At 73.5% G+C, this 25,715-nt stretch carries 2 protein-coding genes; both read right to left on the bottom strand.

What is annotated here, in order from left to right; genetic code table 11:
* Positions 1-7,637, bottom strand: a 7,637-nt coding sequence (locus AB0L33_RS34560) for an amino acid adenylation domain-containing protein (RefSeq protein WP_365687671.1), incomplete at its 3' end; no start/stop codon positions are given.
* Positions 7,638-7,652: 15 nt separating this feature from the next.
* The coding region (locus AB0L33_RS34555; protein ID WP_365687669.1) for a non-ribosomal peptide synthase/polyketide synthase at positions 7,653-25,715 on the bottom strand (18,063 nt) is incomplete at its 5' end.

Raw genomic sequence — 25,715 nt, 5'->3', positions numbered from 1 at the left:
ACCACCTCCAGCACCCGCACCAGGCGCTCCACCAGACCCACCACCGACACCCGGTCGAACAGATCGACCGCGAACTCCACGCTCCCCTCGATCCCCCCCGACGTCTCGGCGAACTGGAACGACAGGTCGAACTTGGCGGCGTCGAAGCTGATCTCCTCGGGGGCGATCCGCAGGCCGTCGAGGTCGAGCGTGGCCTCCCCGGTGTTCTGGAACGCCAACATGACCTGGAAGAGCGGGTGGCGGGCCATGGAGCGCTCGGGGTTCAGGACCTCGACCAGCCGCTCGAACGGCACGTCCTGGTTGGCATAGGCCGCGAGGTCCGTCTCCCGGACCCGTTCCACCAGTTCCCGGAAGGTCGGGTCGCCCGACACGTCCGTGCGCAGCACCAGCGTGTTCACGAAGAAGCCGACCAGGTCGTCCAGCGCCTCGTCCGTGCGGCCCGCGATCACGGTCCCCACCGGGATGTCGGTGCCGGCGCCCAGCCGCGAGAGCAGGGTGGCGACGGCGGCCTGGACGACCATGAACACGCTGCCGCCGACCTCTCCGGCCAGGGCCTGCAACCGCTCATGGGTGGCGCGGGAGACGTGGAAGGGGACGGTGTCGCCCCGGTAGCTCATCTCCGCCGGACGCGGACGGTCCACCGGAAGCACCAGCTCCTCCGGCAGACCCGCCAACGCCCCACGCCAGAAGTCCACCTGCCGCGACAACTCACTGACCGGGTCCGCCTCGTCCCCCAGCACCTCCCGCTGCCACAACGTGTAATCCGCGTACTGCACCGGCAACGCCCCGAACCCCGGCACACCACCCCCCGCACGCGCCGCGTACGCCTCGCTCAGGTCACGCGCCAGCGGGCCCATCGACCAGCCGTCACCCGCGATGTGGTGCACCACGACCAGCAGCACGTGCTCGTCGTCGGAGACGGCGAACAGGGCGGCGCGCAGGGGGATTTCCGTGGCGACGTCGAAGCCGCGCGCGACCTCCGCGGCCAGGCGCTCGGGGTCGAAGTCCGCGACCGTCAGGACCGGGCGCGCCTCGTGCGCCGGCAGGATCAGCTGGTACGGGCGGCCCTCCGTGTCGGGGAACACCGTGCGCAGGCTCTCGTGGCGTGCCGTGACGTCACCGAGTGCCGCTTCGAGCGCGGCCGTGTCGAGGGCGCCGGTCAGGCGGACCGCCATCGGCATGTTGTAGGTGGCGCGGGGGCCCTCGAAGCGGTTGAGGAACCAGAGCCGGCGCTGCGCGGACGAGAGCGGGATCTCCTCGGGGCGCGGGCGCACGGTGAGCGCCTGGCGGGCGCGGCCGGCGTCACCGAGGCGTTCCGCGAGGGCCACCGCGGTCGGGGCCTCGAAGAGCGTGCGGACCGCCAGTTCGGCGCCGAGCCGGGACCGGACGCGGCTCACGACACGGGTCGCCAGGAGCGAGTGGCCGCCCAGGTCGAAGAAGCCGTCGTCGATGGAGACCCGCTCCAGGCCCAGGACCTCCGCGAAGATGTCGCAGAGGGCCTTCTCCTGGGCGGTGCGGGGCGTCCGGCCCTCGGCGCGGGTGCGCGGACCGGGTGCCGGCAGGGCCCGGCGGTCGAGCTTCCCGTTGACCGTGACCGGCAGGCGGTCGAGGGCGACGAAGGCCGCCGGGACCATGTAGTCGGGCAGCCGCCCGCCCAGGCGCAGCCGCAGTTCGTCCGCGTCGGGCACCTCGTGTCCGACGGCGGGGACGGTGTAGGCGACGAGTTCCTTGATGCCGGGACGGTCCTCGCGGACGATCACGGCGGCGCGGGCGATCTCCTCCTGGCTCTCCAACGCGGTCTCGATCTCGCCCGGTTCGATGCGGAAGCCGCGGATCTTCACCTGGTCGTCGAGCCGTCCGATGCAGTCGATCCGGCCGTCCCTGGTCCAGCGGGCCAGGTCTCCGGTGCGGTACATCCGGGTGCCGGCGGGGCCGTGCGGATCAGCGACGAAGCGTACGGAGGTGAGGTCCGGCCGGTTCAGGTAGCCGCGGGCCAGTCCGGCGCCGGCCAGATACAGTTCGCCGGCCACGCCGGGGGCGACCGGCCGCAGGGACGGATCGAGGATGTACGCCCGGTAGTTGTCCAGGGGCCGTCCCACGAGGACCCGGTCCGCCTCCTCGATGCGCTGGCCGAGCGCGTCGACGGTGGTCTCGGTGGGGCCGTACAGGTTGTGCGTGACGAGGTCCGGGACGTCCAGGAGCTCCTGGCGCAGGGTCTCGCCGAGCGCCTCGGCGCCCAGGCTCACGATCATCGGGCGAAGGGACTCGTCTGCGGTCAGCCCGAGTTCGTGGAGCTGCTGGTAGTGGGCGGGGGTGGTGTCGAAGTGGTCGATGCCGCCCACGCGTCGGACGTAGGCGAACAGGGCGGCGGCGTCGTGGCGCGCCTCGTCGTCGATGAGGTGCAGTTCGTGGCCGGCCAGCATCCACAGCAGGGGGTCGAAGGCGGCGTCGAACGAGAAGGAGGAGACGAGCGCGGCGCGCAGCCGGCGATCGCCCGCCCCTTCGATCTCCGGTGCGTAGAGCCGCCCGAAGTGGTCGTGGAAGAGGTTCACGAAGCTGCGGTGCTGGACGGTGACGCCCTTGGGGCGGCCGGTGGAGCCCGAGGTGTAGATGATGTAGGCCGCGTTGTCCGGGCGGGGCGCGCCGCCGCGTTCGTCGTCGGTGAGGTTGTCCGCCGGGACCCCGGGGTCGGTGTCGTGCAGTGCGGCCGGGTCGGTGAGTTCCAGCACCGGGTGGGCGTCGTCGAGCATGTGGGCGATGCGGTCGTCGGGGTAGTCCGGGTCGACCGGGACGTAGACCGCGCCCGCCTTCATCACGGCGAGCAGGGCCACGACGTGTTCGGCCGAGCGGGGCAGCCGTACGGCGACCGGCTGCTCGGCGCCCGCGCCGAGCGCGACGAGCCGGCGGGCCAGCCGGTTGGCCCGGGCGTTGAGTTCGGCGTAGCTGAGCCGGGTGTCCTGGAAGACCAGGGCGGTGGCGTCGGGGGTCCGCGCGGTCTGCTCCTCGAAGAGGCCGGGGAGCGTGCCCGTCGGGTAGGCGCGCGCGGTGTCGTTCCAGTCGACGAGGATGCGGTGGCGTTCCTCGGCCGTCAGGACGTCGACGGACGACAGCTTGCGGTCCGGGTCGCCGGTCAGCTCACCGGCCAGCCGCACGAAGCGTTCCGCCAGGTCCCGGGCGGTCTCCGGGTCGAAGAGGTCCGTGGCGAACTCGATGCCGCCGACGATCCCGGCGGGGGCGCCGTCGTCCCCGAACCGCTCCTCCAGGACGAGCGAGAGGTCGAAGTTGGAGGTCTGCCAGCCCACGGCGCGCCCGGTGGCCTGCGGGCCGCCGAGGTCGAGGGTGGCTTCCGCGTTGTTCTGGAAGGACAGCATCACCTGGAAGAGCGGGTGGCGGGCCATGGAACGCTCGGGGTTGAGCACCTCGACCAGCCGCTCGAACGGCACGTCCTGGTTGGCGTACGCGGCCAGGTCGGTCTCCCGCACCCGGTCCAGGAGCTCCCGGAAGGTCGGGTCGCCCGACACGTCCGTGCGCAGCACCAGCGTGTTCACGAAGAACCCGACCAGGTCGTCCAGCGCTCCGTCGGTGCGGCCGGCGACGGGCGAGCCGATCGGGATGTCGGCGCCCGCGCCGAGCCGGTGCAGCAGCGCGGCCAGCACCGACTGCATCACCATGAAGACGCTCGCGCGGCGTTCGCGGGCGAGCCCGGCAAGCCGTTGGTGGACGTCGGCGGGGACCTGGAGTTCGACGGTGTCGCCCCGGTAGCTCATCTCGGCGGGGCGCGGGCGGTCGGTGGGGAGGGCCAGTTCCTCGGGGACGCCGGCGAGTGCGGTGCGCCAGTGGGCGATCTGCCGGGCCAGCTCGCTGTCGGAACGGTTCTCGTCGCCGAGGACCTCGCGCTGCCACAGCGTGTAGTCGGCGTACTGGACGGGCAGCGGCTTCCAAGCGGGCGCGCGGCCCTCGCACCTGGCGCGGTACGCCTCGCCGAGGTCGCGGGCGAGCGGGGCCATGGACCAGCCGTCGGCCGCGATGTGGTGGACGACCAGGAGCAGTACGTATTCGGTGCCGCCCAGCGCGAACAGCCGGGCGCGCAGCGGCGGTTCGGCGGTGAGATCGAACTCCTTGCCGGCGGCCGCCGCGAGCGCCTGTTCCAGGTCGCCGTCGTCGACACCGATGACGGGCAGGGTGGGGACGGCCTGCCCGGGGTCGAGGACCACCTGCCGGGGGTTGCCGTCGGTCTCGGGGAAGACGGTGCGCAGGCTTTCGTGGCGGGTCACCACGTCCGCCAGCGCCTCGCGCAGCGGCCGGACGCGCAGTTCGCCGGAGATCCGTACGGCCAGCGGCAGGTTGTAGTTGCCGCCCGCGTCCTCGAAGCGGCCGAGGAACCACAGGCGCCGCTGGGCGGGCGACAGCGGGATCTCCGCCGGGCGCGGTGCGGCGACGAGTGCCGCGCGGGCCCGGCCGGCGGTGCCGAGGCGGTCCGTGAGTGCCGCGACCGTGGGCGCTTCGAAGAGGGTGCGGACCGCGATCTCCGCGCCGAAGGCCGTACGGACCCGGCTGACGAGCCGGGTGGCGAGCAGGGAGTGACCGCCGAGGTCGAAGAAGCTGTCGTCGACGGAGACCTGCTCCAGGCCCAGGACTTCCGCGAAGAGCGCGCACAGTCGTGCCTCGTGGGCGGTGCGCGGGGCGCGTCCGGCGGACGTGGCACCGTCGGGCACCGGCAGGGCGCGCCGGTCCAGCTTCCGGTTGGGGGTGAGCGGGAGCGCGTCGAGGGCGACGAACGCGGAGGGCACCATGTAGCCGGGCAGCCTGCCGTCGAGGTGGGCGCGCAGGTCGTCGGTGCCGGGCGCCGGCTCGCCGCCCGCCGGTACGACGTAGGCGGCGAGCGTCCTGATGCCCGGCCGGTCCTCCCGGGCGATGACGACGGCCTGGGCGACGGAGGGGTGGGTGGTCAGGGCCGCCTCGATCTCACCGAGTTCGACGCGGAAGCCGCGGATCTTGACCTGGTGGTCGCTGCGGCCCAGGTAGTCCAGTTCGCCGTCGCCGGTCCAGGAGACCACGTCACCGGTGCGGTACATGCGGGTGCCCGCGGGGCCGTACGGGTCGGCGACGAAGCGTTCGGCGGTCAGCGCCGGCCGGTTCAGGTAGCCGCGGGCGAGGCCCGCCCCGGCGAGATACAGCTCGCCGGGCACCCCGGGCGGGACCGGCCTGAGCGCGCTGTCCAGCACGTAGGCGCGGGTGTTGTGGACCGGGCGTCCGATGGTGGGCCGGGCGGGCCAGTCGCCGGGGTCGGCCGGGAGGGCGGCGGCGGTGACGACGTGGGTCTCGGTGGGTCCGTAGTGGTTGTGCAGGACGCGACCGGTGCCGTGGTGGAAGTCGCGCATCCGCTTGGTCGGCACCAGGGCCTCGCCCGCTTGGGCGAGGTGGCGGAGCTCGGGGAGTTCGAGGCCGTGCCCGGTGGCCTCCTCGCAGAGGGCGTCGATGACCAGGTTGGGCGCGTACACCTCGCCGATCCGCTGCTCGTCGAGCCAGCGCACCAGGGCGGCCGGGTCGCGCCGGGTGTCCTCGTCCGGGATGACGAGGGTGCGTCCGGACAGGGTGGCGGAAAGGATCTCCTGGGCGGATACGTCGAAGCTGATGGCGGTGAACTGCGCGGTGCGCACTCCGGGGCCGCCGGGCAGTACGTCCTCGTGCCAGGCGATCAGGTTGGCGAGGGCCCCGCCGGGCATCGCCACGCCCTTGGGCCGGCCCGTCGACCCGGAGGTGTAGATGACGTACGCGGGCGTGAGGGGGGTGAGCGGGGCCGTGCGGTCGCCGTCGGAGGGGTCGGTGTCCGCGGCGGCGGCGATCCGCCCGGCCGTGTCGTCGGTGTCGAGGACGAGGAGCGGGAGCGCGTCACCGGGCACGGCGGCGGTGATCCGGGGCGCGGTGGCGCTGTCGGTGAGGACGAGGACCGGCCGGGCGTCGGTCAGCATGTGGGCGATGCGTTCGGCGGGGTACTCGGGGTCGACGGGCAGATAGGCGGCGCCCGCCTTGAGGACCGCCCAGAGCGCCACGATCTGGTCGGCGGACCGGGGAAGCGCCAGGGCGACCGTCTGCTCGGGTCCGGCGCCCCGGGCGATCACGAGGCGGGCGACACGGTTGGCGCGGGCGTCGAGCGCGGCGTAGGAGAGGCGGGTGTCGCCGTGCTGGACGGCGGTCGCGTCCGGGTGCCGGTCGGCGGTCCGCCGGAACAGGGCGGGCAGCGTGGCCGGCGCGGTGGCTCGCGCGGTGTCGTTCCAGGTGCCGAGGACCAGGGCGCGGTCCTCGGGGGTGAGGAGGTCGAGGCGTCCGACGGCGGTGTCCTCGGCCCCGGCGAGGGAGGCGAGCAGGCGCAGCAGCTGGTTCCCGACGGCGAGGGCTTCGGCGTGGTCCAGTACGTCGGGGCGGTGGCTCAGTTCGATCGCGAGGGTGGTGCCCACGTGGACCATGAGGCTGAGCGGGTAGTGGGTGCCCTCGTGGCTGCGGCCGTCGACGACGCCGAGGCCGTCGGCGGAACGGCGCAGGCCCTCGGTGTCGACCGGGTAGTTCTCGAAGACCAGGAGCGTGTCGAAGAGTTCGCCGCCGACCGGGGTCAGCCGCTGGATGTCGGAGAGCCCGAGGTACTGGTGGTCCATGAGGCCGGCCTGCTGGTCCTGCAGCCGGTCCAGCAGTGCGCCGACGGTCTCGGCGGGGTCCAGCCGGACCCGTACGGGCAGGGTGTTGATGAAGAGGCCGACCATGGACTCGATGCCGGGGACCTCGGGCGGGCGGCCGGAGACCGTGCCACCGAAGACCACGTCCTGGCGGCCGGTGAGCCGGCCGAGCACCATCGCCCACGCTGCCTGCACCACGGTGTTGACCGTGACCCCGCGCAACCGGGCCCACCGGGCCAGCGCGGCGGTCTCCGCCTCGCCCAGCTCCACCCGCGCCTGCCCCGGGGCGACGGGCTCCCGCGCCAGGTCGGGCGCGGCCAGCAGCGTCGGCTCGTCCAGTCCGTCGAGCACCCGCCGCCAGGCGGTCTCGCCGGCCGTACGGTCCTGCGCGGCGACCCAGGCGAGGTAGTCGCGGTACGGGGCGACGGGCGGCAGCTCCGTCTCGTCCCCGTTCCGGCGGAACAGCCCGTACAGCTGGAAGAGTTCACCGATGAGCAGGGCCCGGGACCAGCCGTCGAGCAGGATGTGGTGCGCGGTCAGGAGGAAGCGGTGGCGCCCCTCCCCCAGGTCGATCAGGGTGAACCGGACGAGCGGGGGCCGGGCCAGGTCGAAGCGCCGGGCCCGGTCCTCGGTCACCAGCCGGTCGGCCTCGGCGGCCCGGTCGGCGGCCGGCAGGCCCGACAGGTCTGCGCGGGTCCAGTCGGGTTCGACGTGGACGGGGATGAGCTGGACCGGCTCGCCGTTCTTGCGGTGGCGGAAGGCGGCGCGCAGCACGGAGTGCCGGCGCAGCACGGCGGCACACGCGGCGCGCAGGGCCTCGGGGTCGATTCCGCCCTCGGTGTCCACGGTGAACTGCGTGGTGTAGGCGTCGTGGCCGTGCGCGTCGTACTGCGCGTGGAACAGCAGGCCGTGCTGGAGCGGGGAGAGCGGGAGGATGCCCTCCAGCCGCGGCTTGGACGTGGTCATTTCGCTTCTCTCCACTCAGAGCCCGAAGTCTTCTTCGAATGCGTCGATCTCGTCCTGGTCGAGGTCGAGCAGGGGCGCCAGTGACGCCGCGGTGTGCTGGGGTGCCGCCGGGGGCGGGGTGTACGCGTCGGGGTGCTCCGCCCGGATCACCAGGGAGCGCAGGGCCCGGAACCAGCCGTCGGCGAGCGCGGACACCTCCTCCTCGGTGAAGAGTTCGCCGGGCCAGCTCCAGGAGGCGACCAGACGGGGGCCGTCGGGCCGGTCCTGGGTGAGCGAGTTCAGCTCCAGGGCGTGTGCGGCGGGCATGGCGTCGTCGCTGCCGCCGAGGCCGCCGTCGCCGTCGTTCCCGTCGTCGCCTCCGGCGAACCGGCCCAGGTAGTTGAAGCCGATCTGCGGTGCGGGGAAGGCCGCGAGGGCGGGCGCCGTCTCGGGGTTGAGGTGGCGCAGCAGGCCGTATCCGGCTCCGTTGTCCGGCAGTTCGGCGAGCTGCCGTGCCACTTCGGCGACGGCCCGGGAGACGGCGGGCCCGCCACCGCGGATGCCGTCCCAATCGTTCTCCGGCACCCCGGGGTCGAGCCGGACCGGGAAGATGCTGGTGAACCAGCCGACCGTGCGGGAGATGTCCGCGTCGGGGAGGACGTCCGCGAGCAGTTCCTCCCGGCCGTGGCCCTCCAGGTCCAGCAGGACCCCGCCCTCTGCGGACCGGCCCCGGCCCCGGTTCCACTCGGTCACCGCCAGGGCGAACGCGGTCAGCAGGACGTCGTTGACGCCGGTCCGGAACGCGGTGGGCACGCTGGTGAGCAGCGGCCCGGTCACCTCGGGGGGCAGGGTCACCGTCAGCTGGCGCGCGACCGCGGCCACGTCCCGGGCCGGGTCCAGCGCCCGGGCCCCGAGGGGCTGTTCGGGCCGGCCCGCCAGCATCCGCGTCCATACGGGGAGCTCCGCGGCGCGCCCGGGGGTGCGGGCGGCGGCCGTCAGGCTTCGGGACCACTGGCGCAAGGAGGTCCACACCGGTTCCAGGACGGGTTCCCGGCCCGCGACGACGGCCTCGTACGCGGCCATCAGGTCGGGGGTCAGAATCCGCCAGGACACTCCGTCGACCACCAGGTGGTGGACGATCAGGAGCAGGCTGCCGACGCGGTCGGGGCCGGCGTCGAACCGGACCACCTGCATCATCACCCCGGCGTCGGGGTCCAGCCTGTGCTGCGCGGCGCGGCCCTCCGCGTCGAGCGCCGCCGCCGTGCCCGCGGCGTCGAGTCCGGAGACGTCCACCCGGTGGATGATGTCCTCGGCCCGGACGGCGCCCTTCGGCGGGATGTGCAGCGTCCAGTCGGTGTCGGTCCTGACCAGCCGGGCGCGCAGTGCGTCGTGGTGGTCCAGTACGGCCTGGACCGTCGCGGCGAGCTGTGCGTCGGTGAGGTCGCCGGGTGCGGGTGAGACCACGGACTGGTTGAAGCCCTCGATCCGGCCGCCCAGGTCCCGCAGCCAGCGGATGATCGGGGTGGCGGGCACCGCTCCCAGCGCCGGGTCGGCCCCTTCGGGGTCGGCAGCCGGAAGCGGCTCGGGCGTGGTCCCGGCGAGGGCGGACGCGAGGGCTTCGGGCGTCTTGTGCCGGAACACCTCGCGGGGGGTCAGGACCAGGCCCTCCTGGCGGGCGCGGCCGACGAGCTGGATGGAGGTGATGCTGTCGCCCCCGAGCGTGAAGAAGCTGTCCTCGACTCCGGCGGCGGGCAGCCCCAGCACCTCGGCGAAGAGCCGGCAGAGCAGTTCCTCGCGGGGGCCGGACGGTGCGCGGCCGGCCGGCCGGGCGCCGAAGTCGGGTGCGGGCAGCGCCTTGCGGTCCAGCTTTCCGTTGGTGTTCAGCGGCAGGGCGTCCAGGGTGACGAACGCGGCCGGGACCATGTAGTCGGGCAGCTCGGCGGCGGCGCGGGCGCGCAGTACGGCGGCGTCGGGCGCCATCGTGCCGGCTGCGACGGTGTACGCCACCAGCAGCTTGGTGCCGGGGCGGTCCTCCCGTACGACCACGGCGACCCGGTCGATCCCCGGGTGCCGGGCCAGCACCGATTCGATCTCGCCGAGTTCGATGCGGAAGCCGCGGACCTTGACCTGGAAGTCGGTGCGGCTCAGATACTCCAGCTCGCCGTCCCGGCCCCAGCGGACCAGGTCGCCGGTGCGGTACATGCGGCTCCCGGGCAGCCCGTACGGGTCGGCGACGAACCTCTCGGCGCTCAGCCCGGGGCGGCCCAGGTAGCCGCGGGCCAGGCCGGCGCCCGCGATGTACAGCTCGCCGGGGACGCCGGGGGCGACCGGGCGCAGTGCGCCGTCGAGGACGAGGACCCGGGTGTTGAGGATCGGGCGGCCGATGGGCGGGGCGCCGGTGGTGCCGTCGAGTTCGGCGGTGGTGGACCAGATGGTCGTCTCCGTGGGCCCGTACACGTTGACCACGGACCGGCCCTTCGCGGCCATCGCCTCGGCGAGCGCGCCGGGGACGGCCTCGCCGCCCACGAGCATGCGCAGGCCGTCGAGGGCTTCGGGGACCTGGGCGGTCAGCGTCTGCCACATGGAGGGCGTGGCCTGCAGCACCGTGCCGCCGTTGTCGCGGACCAGGGACGCGAGCGCGTGCGGGTCCAGTACCTCGTCCTTGCCCGCGACGACCACGGCGGCGCCGGCGAGCAGCGGCAGGTAGAGCTCCAGGGCCGCGATGTCGAAGGACACGGTGGTGACGGCGACGAGCCGGTCCGTACCGTCCATCGGCACCCGTGCCGCCATGTCGGCGAGGAAGTTGTCCAGGGCGGCGCGCGGGATCACGACACCCTTGGGGCGGCCGGTCGACCCGGAGGTGTAGATGGCGTAGGCCGGGTTGCGGCCGTCGGCCGGGACGCCGTCCGGGGGCCCGGCGGGCAGGTCCGCCAGTGCGCGGGCCGTCTCCGGGGTGTCGAGCAGCAGCCGGGGTGTGTCCGAAGCGGGCAGGGCGGCGGCGGTCGCCTCCGTGGTGAGCAGCAGGGACGGGCGCGCGTCGTCGAGGACGTAGCCCAGCCGCTCGGCGGGGTGCTCCGGGTCGAGCGGCACGTAGGCGGCCCCGGACTTGAGGACGGCGAGCAGCGCGACCAGCAGCTCCGCGGACCGGGGCAGGGCCACGGCGACGTAGCGCTCGGGGCCCGCCCCGCGTGCGGCGAGGAGGCGCGCCAGCCGGTCGGCCCGCGCATTCAGCTCGGCGTAGTCGATCCGTTCCGTTCCGGCGATCACCGCCGTGGCGTCCGGGGTGGCGGCCGCCTGGCGCGCGAACAGCTCGGTCAGCGACGGGATGCCGGGCTCCGGGTCCACGGTGCCCGCCCAGTGGGCGAGGACCAGCTTCTCCTGGCGCGGTGCCAGCAGGCGCAGCCGGCCCACGGGCTGGTCGGCCTGGCCGGGGACCTCGCCCAGGGTCCGCACCAGGGCGGCGGCCAGCTCCTCGACCTGGTCCCGGTCGAGCACGTCCGGCCGGTGGGCGAGATCGAGGGCGAGCGAACGGCCGAGTCCGACGGTGAGGCTGAGCGGGTAGTGGGTGCTCTCGTGGTTGTCGCCGCCGACGATGCCGAGTCCGCCGGCGGACTTCCGCAGCTCGGTGGCGTCGAGCGGGTAGTTCTCGAAGATGACGAGGGAGTCGAAGAGTTCCCCCTGACCGGCGGCCCGCTGGACGTCGGCGAGCGGAAGGTGCTGGTGGTCCATGAGGCCGGCCTGCTGGTCCTGCAGCCGGTCGAGCAGGGCGCCCAGCGTCTCGGCCGGGTCCGTCCTCACCCGTACGGGCAGGGTGTTGATGAAGAGGCCGACCATGGACTCGATGCCGGGGACCTGGGGCGGGCGGCCGGAGACCGTGCCTCCGAAGACCACGTCCTGGCGGCCGGTGAGCCGGCCGAGCACCATCGCCCACGCGGCCTGCACCACGGTGTTGACCGTGACCCCGCGCAACCGGGCCCACCGGGCCAGCGCGGCGGTCTCCGCCTCGCCCAGTTCGACCCGTATCCGGCCGGGGACGACGGGCTCCCGGGAAGCGTCCGGTGCGGTGAGGAGGGTCGGCTCGTCCAGTCCGTCGAGCACCTGCCGCCAGGCCGCCTCGGCGGCCGTACGGTCCTGCGCGGCGACCCAGGCGAGGTAGTCCCGGTACGGCGTGACGGAGGGCAGGGAGGCGCTGTCGCCCTTCTGCGCGTACAGCGAGAACAGCTCGCCCAGGAAGACCGGCATGGACCAGCCGTCGAGCAGCAGGTGGTGGTGGCTGATGACGAGCCGGTGGCGGTCGGGGGCCGTCGTGATGAGGGTGAACCGCATCAGCGGCGGCGCGGCGAGATCGAACCGCCGCGTCCGGTCCTCGGCCACCAGGCGGTCCGCCTCACCGGCACGGCTCTCCTCGGGCAGGCGCGTCAGGTCGACGTCCTGCCAGGGGAGTTCGAAGCCGGTGGGGATGACCTGGACCGGGGCGTCGAGCCCGTCGTGCCGGAACGCGGAGCGGAGGTTGCCGTGCCGGGTGAGCAGGGTGCGCACGGCCGCCCGGAGGGCGTCCCTGTCGATGGACCCTTCGATGTCGAGGGCGAGTTGGACGGTGTAGACGTCGTGGCCCTGCTCGTCGTAGACCGCGTGGAAGAGGAGTCCTTGCTGGAGCGGGGAGAGGGGCAGTACGTCGGTGATCCGGCCGTGCTCGCTCTCCAGCCGGTCGATCTGCTCCTGGGACAGGGCGACCAGCGGGCGCAGGTCGGACGGGGTGAGCCCACCCGCGCCGGGATCGGCCGCATGGGCGGCGAGCGCCCGCAGTGCGGTGAACCAGCCCTCGGCCAGCACCCGCACCTCCTCCTCGGAGACCAACGCGGCCGGCCACGACCAGTCCGCCACCAGACGCGGACCCTCGACACCGTCCAACGTGGCCGCGTTCAGATCCAGCGCGTGGCTCAGCGGCATGCGCGGGTCACGCCCGTCGCCCGTGTCCGCATCCGAGGTCAGCGCCCAGTCGGCGTCCTGCCCCTCACGGGCATCGAACCGCCCCAGGTAGTTGAACCCGAGCTGAGCCGTGGGGAGTTCGGCCAGACGGGATGCCGTTTCGGGGTTGAGGTAGCGCAGGAGGCCGTAGCCGATGCCGTTGTCCGGCAGCGCGCGCAACTGCTCCTTGACAGCCTTCAGGGCACCACCCCAGTCACCCCTCTCCCCCGCATCCAGACGGACCGGGAACATGCTCGTGAACCAGCCCACCGTCCGCGACGTGTCCACGCCCCGGACCACGTCCTCGCGGCCGTGGCCCTCCAGATCGACCAGCACACTGCGCGAACCCGAACCCCGCCAGTCGGCGACCGCGGCCGCGAACGCGGTGAGCAGCACATCATTCACACCCGCCCGGTACACCGCCGGAACCCGGGTGAGCAGGGCGTCGGTGACGTCTGCGGGGAGCGTGAGGGACAGGTGCCGCACGGTGGCGGCGGTGTCCAGCTCCGGGTCGAGGCGGCGGGACCCGATCATCGGGTCGTCCCCGGTCGATACCTCTTCCCATACCGGGAGTTCGGCGTCTCGATCGGTGGCCAGGGTGTGCAGTTCCTGGGCCCAGCGGCGGAAGGAGGTCCCCACCGGCTCCAGCTCCGCACCCTCGTAGGCACGCGCCAGGTCCGGCAGCAGCACCCGCCACGACACCCCGTCCACCACCAAGTGGTGAAGCGTCAGCAGCAACCGGCCCGCATCCTCGAACCACACCGCCTGGACCATCACACCCGCGTCCGGCGCCAGACGATCCCGGGCAGCCGCCGCGCCGAGGGAGATGTCCCCCTCGCCCCGGCTCAGCGCCTCCGCGGCCCGGACCGCACCCGGTGCCGCCACCTCCAGGCCCCACGCCTCATCGCCCCGGACCAGACGCGCACGCAGCACGTCATGACGGTCGAGCACCGCCTGAAGCGCCGACTCCAGCGCCTCGAACGTGGCCCCGTCCGGGGTCCGCACCACCATCGTCTGGCTGAACCCGTCCACGGGACCACCCAGCTCACGCAACCACGCCACGATCGGCGTCTCCACCACCGGGCCCAGACCCGCACCCGGCTCCTCGACCCGCCCCGCCGACACCGCACCAGCCACCACGGCCAGCGCCTCCGGCGTCCGATGCTGGAACACCTCACGCGCCGAGAACACCAACCCCGCACGCCGCGCACGGCTCACCAGCTGGATCGACACAATGCTGTCGCCACCCAACTCGAAGAAGCTGTCGTCGCGCGACACGTGCTCCACGCCGAGCAGTTCGGTGTAGAGCCTGCACAGTGTTTCCTCGCGCGGGTTGCGCGGGGCCCGGCCCGTGCCGCCGCCGCTGGGCGCCGGGGCCGGCAGGGCGCGCCGGTCGAGCTTGCCGTTGGCGGTCAGCGGCAGGGCGTCCAGGGAGACGAAGGCGGACGGCACCATGTAGTCCGGCAGCACGGCGGCCACGTGGGCCCGCGCGGCGGCGGTGTCCAGCTCGCCGGTGCGCGGCACGACGTACGCGACCAGGCGCTTGATGCCGGGCCGGTCCTCACGCACGACCACGGCGACCTGGGCCGCCCCCTCGTACCGGGCGAGGACCGTCTCGATCTCGCCCAGCTCGATGCGGAAACCACGCACCTTCACCTGGTCATCGGAACGGCCCAGATACTCCAGCTCACCCTGACGCGACCACCGCACCACATCACCCGTGCGATACATCCGCGAACCCGCCGCGCCGAAGGGATCGGCGACGAACCGCTCGGCCGTCAGGCCCGGACGGCCCAGGTAACCGCGCGCCAGCCCCGCACCCGCGATGTACAGCTCACCCGCGACACCCGGCACCACCGGGCGCAGCGCGTCGTCCAGGACGTGGACCCGGCTGTTGGTGACGGGCCGGCCGATGAGCGGCCGGGCGGTGTCGGTGGTGCGCGAGGTGAGGGTGTCGACGGTCGCCTCGGTGGGGCCGTACAGGTTGTACCCGGTGACCCCCTCCGTGGCGGCCAGCTCCTGCCACAGGGCCGGGCTCACGGCCTCGCCGCCGAGGGCGAGGATGCGCGGGCGGGCCCCGGGGTCGCGGACGAGACCCTGCTCGACGAGCTGTTCCGCGTACGAGGAGGTGAGTTCCATGAAGTCGATGCCTGCGGCGCGGACGTAGGCGATCAGTGCCTCCGGGTCGCGCCGGACGTCGTCCTCGATCAGGTGCAGCTCGTGCCCGGCCACCATCCACAGCATGGGGTCGAGCGAGGCGTCGAAGGACACGGCGGCGGTGAGGGCGGCGCGCAGCGGGCGGCCCGCGTCGGCCACCTCGGCGGCGTACAGCTCCTCGAAGTGGTGGTGGTGCAGGTTGACGAGGCTGCGGTGGGCGACCACGACGCCCTTCGGGCGGCCGGTGGAGCCGGAGGTGTGGATGACGTAGGCCGGGTGGTCCGGCCGCAGCGGGACCGTCCGTCCGGCGTCGTCGAGAGGTGTGTCCGGCAGCTCGCGGAGGGCTTCGGCGACCTCGGGGTCGTCCAGGTCGATGTGGTGGCCGCCCCGGTCGTGCGGGACGGCGTCCCGCGCTCCGGCGGCCGTGAGCACGGCGGAGGTGCCGACGTCCTGGAGCAGCAGGGCGGTCCGGTCCACGGGGTGTGCCGGGTCGACGGGCACGTAGGCGGCGCCCGCCTTGGTGACGGCGAGCACGGCGACCACGAGGTCGGTCGTACGCGGCAGGGCCACGGCGACGTACTGCTCGGGGCCGACGCCGTGCCGGCGCAGGAGGCGGGCCAGCCGGTTGGCGCGGGCGTCGAGGGCGGCGAAGGTGACGCGGCCGTCCTGGGCGACGAGGGCGGTGGCGTCGGGGGTGCGGGCGGCCTGCCGCTCGAAGAGGTCCGGCAGGGTGGCCGTGGGCACCTCGCGGGCCGTCTCGTTCCACTCGACGAGGATGCGGTGGCGCTCGTCGGCCGTGAGGACGTCCACCGAGGACAGCCGGCGGTCCGGGTCGCTCACCAGCTCGCCGACCAGGCGTACCAGGCGGGCCGACAGCTCCTGCGCCGTCTCCCGGTCGAAGAGGTCCGTCGCGTACTCGACGCGGCCGTCGATGCCGGCGGGTGCGCCGTCGGCGCCGAAGGTCTCGGCGAGCTGGAAGGAGAGGTCGAACTTGGCTCCGTCCACGGTGACTTGCTCGGGGGCGATGTGCAGGCCGTCCAGCTGGAGGGTGGCTTCCGCGTTGTTCTGGAAGGACAGCATCACCTGGAAGAGCGGGTGGCGGGCCAGGGAACGCTCGGGGTTGAGCACCTCGACCAGCCGCTCGAACGGCACGTCCTGGTTGGCGTATGCGGCGAGGTCGGTCTCCCGCACCCGGTCCAGGAGTTCGCGGAAGGTCGGGTCGCCCGACACGTCCGTGCGTAGCACCAGCGTGTTCACGAAGAACCCGACCAGGTCGTCCAGGGCCTCGTCGGTGCGGCCGGCGACGGGCGAGCCGATCGGGATGTCGGCGCCCGCGCCGAGCCGGTGCAGCAGCGCGGCCAGGGCCGCCTGGACCACCATGAAGACGCTCGCCCTGCTCGTACGGGCCAGCTCGGCCAGCGGGGCGTGGGCCGCCGCCGGGATCTCCAGGGGCACCGTGTCGCCCCGGAAGCTCATCTCGGCCGGGCGGGGCCGGTCCAGGGGAAGCGCCAGCTCCTCCGGCAGGGCGCCGAGGGTGTGGCGCCAGAACGCGATCTGTCGGCCGAGGCCGCTGTCCGGGTCGTTCTCGTCGCCCAGCTCCTCGCGCTGCCACAGGGTGTAGTCGGCGTACTGGACGGGCAGCGGCTCCCAGGCGGGGGCGGTACCGCGGTGCCGCGCGTCGTAGGCCTGGCCCAGGTCCCGGGCGAGCGGGGCCATGGACCAGCCGTCGCCCGCGATGTGGTGGACGACGATGAGCAGCAGGTGCTCGGCCGGCGAGGCCCGGAAGAGCGTGGCCCGGACGGGGATCTGCGTGGCGAGGTCGAAGTCCTGGGCCGCCTCGCGTGCCACGGCCTCCGGGTCGAGGTCGAGCACGGTCAGCTCGGGGCTCACCTCGCCCACGGGCAGGACGTGTTGACGCGGCCTGCCGTCGGTGTCGGGGAAGACGGTGCGCAGGCTCTCGTGGCGTGCGACGACATCGGCCAGGGCGGCCCGCAGGGCGTCCGGGTCGAGGTCGCCGGTGAGGCGCACGGCGAGGGGGAGGTTGTAGGTGCCGTTGCGCTCCTCGAAGCGGTTGAGGAACCACAGCCGCCGCTGGGCGGGCGAGAGCGGGACGGACTCGGGGCGGAAGCGGGCGGTCAGGGCCCGGCGGGCGCCGGCCGCGGCACCGATCCGCTCCCCGAGACCGGCCACGGTCGGGGTCTCGAACAGGGCGCGGACGGAGAGTTCCGCGCCGAACAGGGTGCGGACGCGGCTGACGACGCGGGTGGCGAGCAGCGAGTGGCCGCCGAGGTCGAAGAAGCTGTCGTCGACCGAGACCCGCTCCACGCCGAGCACGTGGGCGAAGACCTCGCAGAGGGCGGCCTCCTGCTCGGTGCGCGGTGCCCGGCCGGTTTCGGTGGCGGAGCCGAGGACGGGTGCGGGCAGGGCGCGCCGGTCCAGCTTGCCGTTCGGGTTGAGCGGCAGGGCGTCCAGGGTCACGAACGCGGAGGGGACCATGTACTCGGGGAGGGCGGCGGCCACATGGGCGCGCAGCTCGGCCGGGTCGGTCTCCGTGCCGTCGGCGGGGACGGTGTAGGCGGTGATCCGGCGGTCGCCCGGCCGGTCCTCGCGGACGACGACGGCGGTCCGGGCGACGGCCTCGTGGCGGGCGAGTACGGTCTCGATCTCGCCGAGTTCGATGCGGAAGCCGCGTACCTTGACCTGGTCGTCCGTACGGCCCAGATACTCGATCTGCCCGTCCGCGCTCCACCGCACCAGGTCACCGGTGCGGTACATGCGCTCCCCCGCCGGCCCGAACGGATCGGCCACGAAACGCTCGGCGGTCAGACCCGGACGACCCAGATACCCCCGGGCCAGCCCGGCACCCGCGAGATAGAGCTCTCCCGCCACACCCACCGGGACCGGATTCAGCCCGGCGTCCAGCACGTACGTGCGCGTGTTGTGCAGGGGCCGGCCGATCGGCGGTGTGCGGTCGGTGGCGGTGTCCGTGAACCAGGCGGTGGCGTACACCGTGGCCTCGGTGGGTCCGTAGATGTTCGCGAGCGTGCAGCCGGGGACGGCGGCGCGGATGGTGTCGGCCGTGTGGGCGGTGAGCCCTTCACCGGCGAGCACGACCAGGCCGGCGCCGATGCGGGCCTCCGGGTCCTGTCCGAGGGTGTGGGCGAGCGCCGAGGGCACCGCGCTGATCAGGCTGTAGGTGCGGGCGCCGGTCTCCAGGAGGGCGAGGACGTCCCGCACCACCTCAATGCGTCCGCCGCTGAGCAGCGGGCCGAACATCTCGAAGACGGAGACGTCGAAGTTGAGCGAGGTCGCGGCGAGCACGTCGGAGAGCCGGTCGCGGCCGATGCCGGCGATCGCCCAGGCCGCGAAGTCGGTGACGTTGCGGTGGGTGACGACGACGCCCTTGGGGCGGCCGGTGGAGCCGGAGGTGTAGATGACGTACGCGGGGTGGTCCGGCACCAGCGGCCGGACCCGGTCCGCGTCGGACGGGGCGGTGTCGGGGAACCCGGCGATCCCGGCGGCCGCTTCGGGCCCGTCGAGCACCAGGCGCCGGATGCCGCCGGGCAGTACGGTGGCGGCCTCGCCGGTGGTGAGCACGAGGGCGGGCCGGGCGTCGTCCAGCATGAACGCGATGCGGTCGGCCGGGTATCCGGGGTCGACCGGCAGGTACCCCGCACCGGACTTGAGGACGGCGAGCAGGGCGACGATCATCTGCTCGGAGCGCGGCAGGGCCAGGGCGACGAGCTGTTCGGGGCCGACGCCCTGGTCGATGAGGAGCCGGGCGAGCCGGTTGGCGCGCGCGTCGAGTTCCGCGTAGGTGAGTTCGGTTCCCGCGTGGCCCACCGCCGGGTTGCCGGGCGTCCGGGCGGCCTGGGCCTCGAACAGCGCGGGCACGGTGGCCGGGGGCACGTCCCGGTGGGTGTCGTTCCACTCGGTGAGCAGCCGGTGGCGCTCGTCGCCGGTGAGGAGGTCGACGGAGCCGATGCGGGCGCCGGGGGCGGCGGTCACGGCGTCCAGCAGCCGCACCAGGCGGTCGCCGATCGCCTCGGCGGTGCCGGGGTCGAAGAGGTCGGCGGCGTATTCGACGACGCCCCGGAGTCCGGCCGGACCGCCGTCGGCGGCGAAGGTCTCCTCCAGGGAGAACAGCAGGTCGAACCGGGAGGCCTCGATCGGGACGTGGTGGGCGGCGGCCCGCAGCCCGTCCAGGTCGAGCGTCGCCTCCGCGTTGTTCTGGAACGCCAGCATGACCTGGAACAGCGGGTGCCTGGCGGACGAGCGCACGGGATTGAGGATTTCCACCAGGCGCTCGAAGGGCACGTCCTGGTTGGCGTACGCGGCCAGGTCGGTCTCCCGGACCCGTTCCACCAGCTCGCGGAACGTCGGATCGCCGGAGAGGTCGGTGCGCAGCACCAGGGTGTTCACGAAGAAGCCGACCAGGTCGTCCAGTGCCTCGTCGGTGCGGCCGGCGATGACGCTTCCGACCGGGATGTCGTCGCCGGCACCGAGCCGGCCCAGCAGGGCGGCCAGCGCGGCCCGGACGACCATGAAGACGCTGACGTGGCTCTCGCGGGCCAGGGAGACGATCCGCTCGTGCACCTCGGCCGGCAGTCGCAGCGGAACGCTCCCGCCCCGGTAGGTCGCCTCGGCGGGCCGTGGCCGGTCCGTGGGCAGCACCAGTTCCTCGGGCAGCCCCGCGAGCGCGGTCCGCCAGTGGTCGATCTGCCGGGCCAGCGGGCTCGACGGGTCGTTCTCGTCGCCCAGGACCTCGCGCTGCCACAGGGTGTAGTCGGCGTACTGGACGGGCAGCGGCTCCCAGGCGGGGGCGGTGCCGCCGTGCCGGGCGTCGTAGGCGAATCCCAGGTCACGGGCGAACGGTGCCAGGGACCAGCCATCTCCGGCGATGTGGTGCAGCACCACCAGCAGCACATGGTCCGTGCCGGGTGCGGCGGCGTCGGTCACCTCGAACAGCCGTGCGCGCAGGGGCGGTTCTACGGAGAGGTCGAAGCCCTCCCCGGCGGCTTCCGCGAGCGCCGCGTCGAGTCCGGCCGCCGTGACCGCGGTGACGGGCAGGCCGGGACGGGACACCGCGGCGGGCAGGACAAGCTGGCGGAACCTGCCGTCGACCTCGGGGAAGACCGTGCGCAGGCTCTCATGGCGGACGACCACGTCGCCGAGCGCGTCCCGCAGGGCGTCCAGGTCGAGTGCCCCGGTGAGGCGGAGTGCCAGGGGCAGGTTGTAGGTGGCGCCGGGCCCCTCGAACCGGTTCAGGAACATGAGCCTGCGCTGCGCCGGGGACAGCGGGATCTCCTCCGGCCGCTCCCGGGCGGTCAGTGCCCCGCGGGCCCGGTCCGCTCCGGTGACGCGCTCCGCGAGCAGGGCGACCGTCGGCGCCTCGAACAGGGTGCGGACGGCGAGTTCGGCGCCGAAGACCGCGCGGATGCGGCTCACCAGCCGGGTGGCGAGCAGGGAGTGTCCGCCGAGGTCGAAGAAGCTGTCGTCGATGTGGACGCCGGGCAGGCCGAGCACTTCGGCGAAGAGGGCCGCGAGGATCTCCTCCTGCGCGTCGCGGGGCGCGCGTCCCGCACCGGAGGCGCCGGTGTCGGGGGCGGGGAGGGCCTTGCGGTCGACCTTCGCGTTGGCGGTCAGGGGGAGGGCGTCGAGCGTCACGAACGCGGACGGGACCATGTACTCGGGCAGCCGGCCGGCGGCGTGCGCGCGGAGTTCCGCCGGGTCGGCGGTGTCGCCCGACGGGACGACGTAGGCGACGATCCGCTGGTCGCCCGGCCGGTCCTCGCGGACCATGACGGTCGCCTGGGCGACGCCGGTGTGCGCGGCGAGCGCGGCCTCGATCTCGCCGAGTTCGATGCGGAAGCCGCGTACCTTGACCTGGTCGTCCGTACGGCCCAGATACTCGATCTGCCCGTCCGCACTCCACCGCACCAGGTCACCGGTGCGGTACATGCGCTCCCCCGCCGGCCCGAACGGATCGGCCACGAAACGCTCGGCGGTCAGACCCGGACGGCCCAGATACCCCCGGGCCAGTCCGGCACCCGCGAGATGGAGCTCTCCCGCCACACCGACCGGCACCGGATTCAGCCCGGCGTCCAGCACATAGGTGCGCATGGAGTCGAGGGGCCGGCCGATGGGGATGCTGTGCGGGGTCTCGGCGGCACTTCTGACCGTGTACGTGGTGGCGAAGGTGGTGGTCTCGGTCGGGCCGTAGCCGTCGACGACGACCAGCCCCGGGCATGCCTCCAGCACCCGGGAGACGGCGGCGGCGGGCACCACGTCACCGCCGGTCCACACCTGGCTGAGCCGGCCGAGGCTGGCGGGGCCGTCCTCGGCGATCAGCCGGAACAGCCCGGCGGTCAGCCAGAGCGCGGTGACGCCGTGCCGCGTGACGGTCTCCCGCAGCCGCGCCGCGTCGAGGTCGCCGGGGGCGGCGACGACGACCTGGCCGCCGCCGAGCAGCGGCACCCACAGCTCGTACGTGGAGGCGTCGAAGGCGGTCGGCGAGTGCAGCAGGACCCTGTCGTGCCCGAACTCGAACCTGCGGTCGGCGGCCAGCGCGGCGATGTCCCGGTGCGTGACGCCGACGCCCTTGGGCACGCCGGTGGAGCCGGACGTGAACATCACGTACGCCAGCTGCTCCGGGTGCACCGGCACTGCGGGGTCGTGTGCGGGCGCGTCGGACGCGGTCAGGGCCGGGCCCGCCTCGATCACGGTCAGGTCCGACGCCGCGCGGTCGGGCGTGCCGGGGTCGGTGAGCAGGACCCGGGCGCCGGTCTCCGCGAGGATGTGCCTGATCCGGGAGTCGGGGAAGCGGGGGTCGAGCGGTACGTACGCGCCGCCGGCCTTGAGGACGGCCAGCACGGCCGCCACCAGGTCGGGCGAGCGCTCCATGAGCAGCGCGACCCGGTCCTCGGGCCGTATCCCGGCCTCGATGAGGCGGTGGGCCAGCCGGTTGGCGCGTGTGTCGAGTTCGCCGTACGAGAGGGTGCCTCCGTCGTGGACGACGGCGGCGGTGGACGGGGACCAGGCCGCGAGTTCGGCGAAGAGCACGGGCACCGGGCGGTCCCCGGCCTCGTTCTGCTCGGTGTCGTTCCCGGCGGCCAGCAGCTGGTGCCGCTCCTCGGCTCCGAGCGGCGACATCCTGGCGACGGGGCTCTCGTATCGGGCGGGCGCGTCCTCCAGGAGCCGGACGAGCCGGCCCATCAGGGTGTCCGCCGCCGCGGCGTCGAAGAGGTCGGTACGGAAGTCCAGCCGCAGTTGGAGACGTTCACCGGGGACGGCGGTCAGGATGAGCGGGTAGTGGGTGGCGTCGTGGCCCTCGATGCCGGTGACCGTCAGTCCGCCGCCGATGTCCAGGACGTCCGCGTCGAGCGGGTAGTTCTCGAACACGACCAAGGTGTCGAAGAGTTCACCGAAGCCGGTCGCCTGCTGGATGTCGGTCAGGCCGAGGTACTGGTGGTCCATGAGGCCGGCCTGCTGGTCCTGGAGCCGGTGGAGCAGAGCGCCGAGGCTTTCCGCCTGGTCGATCCGGACGCGGACGGGCAGGGTGTTGATGAAGAGGCCGACCATGGACTCGATGCCGGGGACCTGGGGCGGGCGGCCGGAGACCGTGCCGCCGAAGACCACGTCCTGGCGTCCGGTGAGCTGGCCCACCACGATCGCCCACACCGCCTGGAGCAGGGTGTTGAAGGTGACGCCGCCCGCGCGGGTGAGGGCGGTGAGCCGCTCGGTGAGGTCGGCGGGCAGGTCGACGAGGAGGCGGCCGGGCGCGGCGGGGCTGCCGTCACGGCCCGCGGGGGCCACCAGCGTGGGGCCGTCGAGGCCGTCGAGGACCTGCCGCCAGGCGGCCTCGGCGGCCGTACGGTCCTGGGCGGCGATCCAGGCGAGGTGGTCGCGGTTGGGGGTGACGCGGGGCAGGGCCGAGTCGTCACCGGAGCTGTTGTAGAGCGCCAGCAGCTCCTTGACCAGGACCGGCATGGACCAGCCGTCGAGGAGGATGTGGTGGTTGGTGATGACCAGCCGGTGCTGCTCGGCACCGGTCCTGAGCAGGGCGAACCGCAGCAACGGGGGCCGGGCGGCGTCGAAGCGCGCGGCGCGGTCCTCGGCCATCCAGCGCCGCAGCCCGGGCTCGCGGTCCTCGGCCGGCAGGTCGGTGAAGTCCCGTTCCTGCCAGGGGAGTTCGAAGCCGGCGGGGATGACCTGGACCGGGGTGTCGAGCCCGTCGTGCCGGAACGCCGCGCGCAGTCCGGCGTGGCGGGCGAGCAGGGTGTGGGCGGCGGCGCGCAGGGCGTCCGCGCGGAGAGGCCCTTCGATGTCGAGGGCGAGCTGGACGGTGTAGACGTCGTGGCCCTGCTCGTCGTACACCGCGTGGAAGAGGAGCCCTTGCTGGAGCGGGGACAGGGGCAGTACGTCGGTGATCCGGCCGTGCTCGCCCTCCAGCCGGTCGATCTGCTCCTGGGACAGGGCGACCAGGGGGCGCAGGTCGGACGGGGTGAGCCCACCCGCGCCTGGATCGGCCGCATGGGCGGCAAGCGCCCGCAGTGCGGTGAACCAGCCCTCGGCCAGCACCCGCACCTCCTCCTCGGAGAACAACGCGGCCGGCCACGACCAGTCCGCCACCAGACGCGGACCGCCCTGGTCGTCGAGGGTGACCGCGTTGAGGTCGAGCGCGTGGGTGAGCCGCATACCCGGGTCGCGGCCGTCGCCCAGGTCGGCGTCGGAGGTCAGTGCCCAGTCGGCGTCCTGGCCTTCGCGGGCGTCGAACCGGCCCAGGTAGTTGAACCCGAGCTGGGCCGTGGGGAGTTCGGCCAGTCGGGACGCCGTCTCCGGGTTGAGGTAGCGCAGGAGGCCGTAGCCGATGCCGTTGTCCGGCAGGGCGTGCAACTGCTCCTTGACAGCCTTCAGGGCACCGCCCCAGTCGCCCTTCTCCCCCGCGTCCAGGCGGACGGGGAACATGCTCGTGAACCAGCCCACCGTCCGCGACGTGTCCACGCCCTGGACGATGTCCTCGCGGCCGTGGCCCTCCAGATCGACCAGCACACTGCGCGAACCCGAACCCCGCCAGTCGGCGACCGCGGCCGCGAACGCGGTGAGCAGCACATCATTCACACCCGCCCGGTACACCGCCGGAACCTGCGCGAGCAGAGGAGCGGTGACATCGGCCGGCAGGGTGAGGGAGAGGTGGCGGACCTCGGCGGCGGTATCCAGCTCAGGATCGAGCCGACGGGCACCGAGCTGGGCGTCCTCCTGGCTCAACACGTCTTCCCACAGTGGAAGTTCGTGCGCCCTGTGCTGGGCGAGGCCGTGCAGTTCCTGGGCCCAGCGGCGGAACGAGGTCCCCACCGACTCCAGCTCGGCACCCTCGTAGGCACGCGCCAGGTCCGGGAGCAGGACCCGCCACGAGACCCCGTCCACCACCAAGTGGTGAAGCGTCAGCAGCAACCGGCCCGCATCCTCGAACCACACCGCCTGGACCATCACACCCGCGTCCGGCGCCAGACGACCCTGCGCGGCACGAGCCCCTTCCGAGATCTCGCCCACGCCCCGGCTCAGCACATCCGCGGCCCGGACCGCACCCGGTGCCGCCACCTCCAGGCCCCACGCCTCATCGCCCCGGACCAGACGCGCACGCAACACGTCATGACGGTCGAGCACCGCCTGAAGCGCCGACTCCAGCGCCTCGAACGTCACCCCGTCCGGGGTCCGCACCACCATCGCCTGGCTGAACCCGTCCACGGGACCACCCAGCTCACGCAACCACGCCACGATCGGCGTCTCCACCACCGAGCCCAGACCCGCACCCGGCTCCTCGACCCGCCCCGCCGACACCACACCAGCCACCACGGCCAGCGCCTCCGGCGTCCGATGCTGGAACACCTCACGCGCCGAGAACACCAACCCCGCACGCCGCGCACGGCTCACCAGCTGGATCGACACAATGCTGTCGCCACCCAACTCGAAGAAGCTGTCGTCGGCGGCCACCGAGTCCAGTCCGAGGACTTCGGCGTAGATGCCGCACAGAAGCTCTTCCCGGGGCGTCCGGGGCTGCCGCCCCTTTCCTGCACCGGCGTACTCGGGTGCGGGCAGCGCCTTGCGGTCGAGCTTGCCGTTGACGGTCAGCGGCAGGGCGTCCAGGGAGACGAAGGCGGACGGCACCATGTAGTCGGGGAGGACGGCGGCCACGTGCCAGCGCAGCACATCCACGGCCGGAGCCGGACCGGTGGCCGGTACGACATAGGCCACGAGGCGTTTGATGCCGGGCCGGTCCTCGCGGACGACGACGGCGACCTGGGCCACGCTCTCGTGCCGGGCGAGGACGGTTTCGATCTCACCCAGCTCGATGCGGAAACCACGCACCTTCACCTGGTCGTCGGAACGGCCCAGATACTCCAGCTCACCCTGACGCGACCACCGCACCACATCACCCGTGCGATACATCCGCGAACCCGCCGCGCCGAAGGGATCGGCGACGAACCGCTCAGCCGTCAGACCCGGACGGCCCAGGTAGCCGCGTGCGAGCCCGGTGCCGGAGACGTACAGCTCACCCGCCACACCCGGCGCCACCGGACGCAACGCGTCGTCCAGCACGTACGTGCACGTGCCCGGCACCGGCCCGCCGATCGGAGGCACACCCGAACCCGCCACCAGACGATGCGACATCGACGCCGCAACCGTCGACTCCGTCGGACCATAGGCGTTCACCATCAAACGCCCCGGCGCCCAACGATCCACCAACTCCGCCGACGTCGCGTCCCCACCCACAATCAAAGACCGGAACAGCGGAAACTCCCCATCAGGGACACTCGCCAGCGCGGCCGGCGGGATCAGCGCGTGGGACACCTCACGCTCCACCAGCACCTTCGCCAGCACATCCCCGGCCAGCGGGCCCGGCGGCGGAACCACCAACGCACCACCCGACCCGAACGCCATCACCAGCTCCAGCACCGACGCATCGAAACTCGG

Source organism: Streptomyces sp. NPDC052299 (genome assembly GCF_040679335.1).
GTDB lineage: Bacteria > Actinomycetota > Actinomycetes > Streptomycetales > Streptomycetaceae > Streptomyces.
Note: the sequence above shows the minus strand (reverse complement) of the source record. Positions and strands in the feature narration are given on the sequence as shown.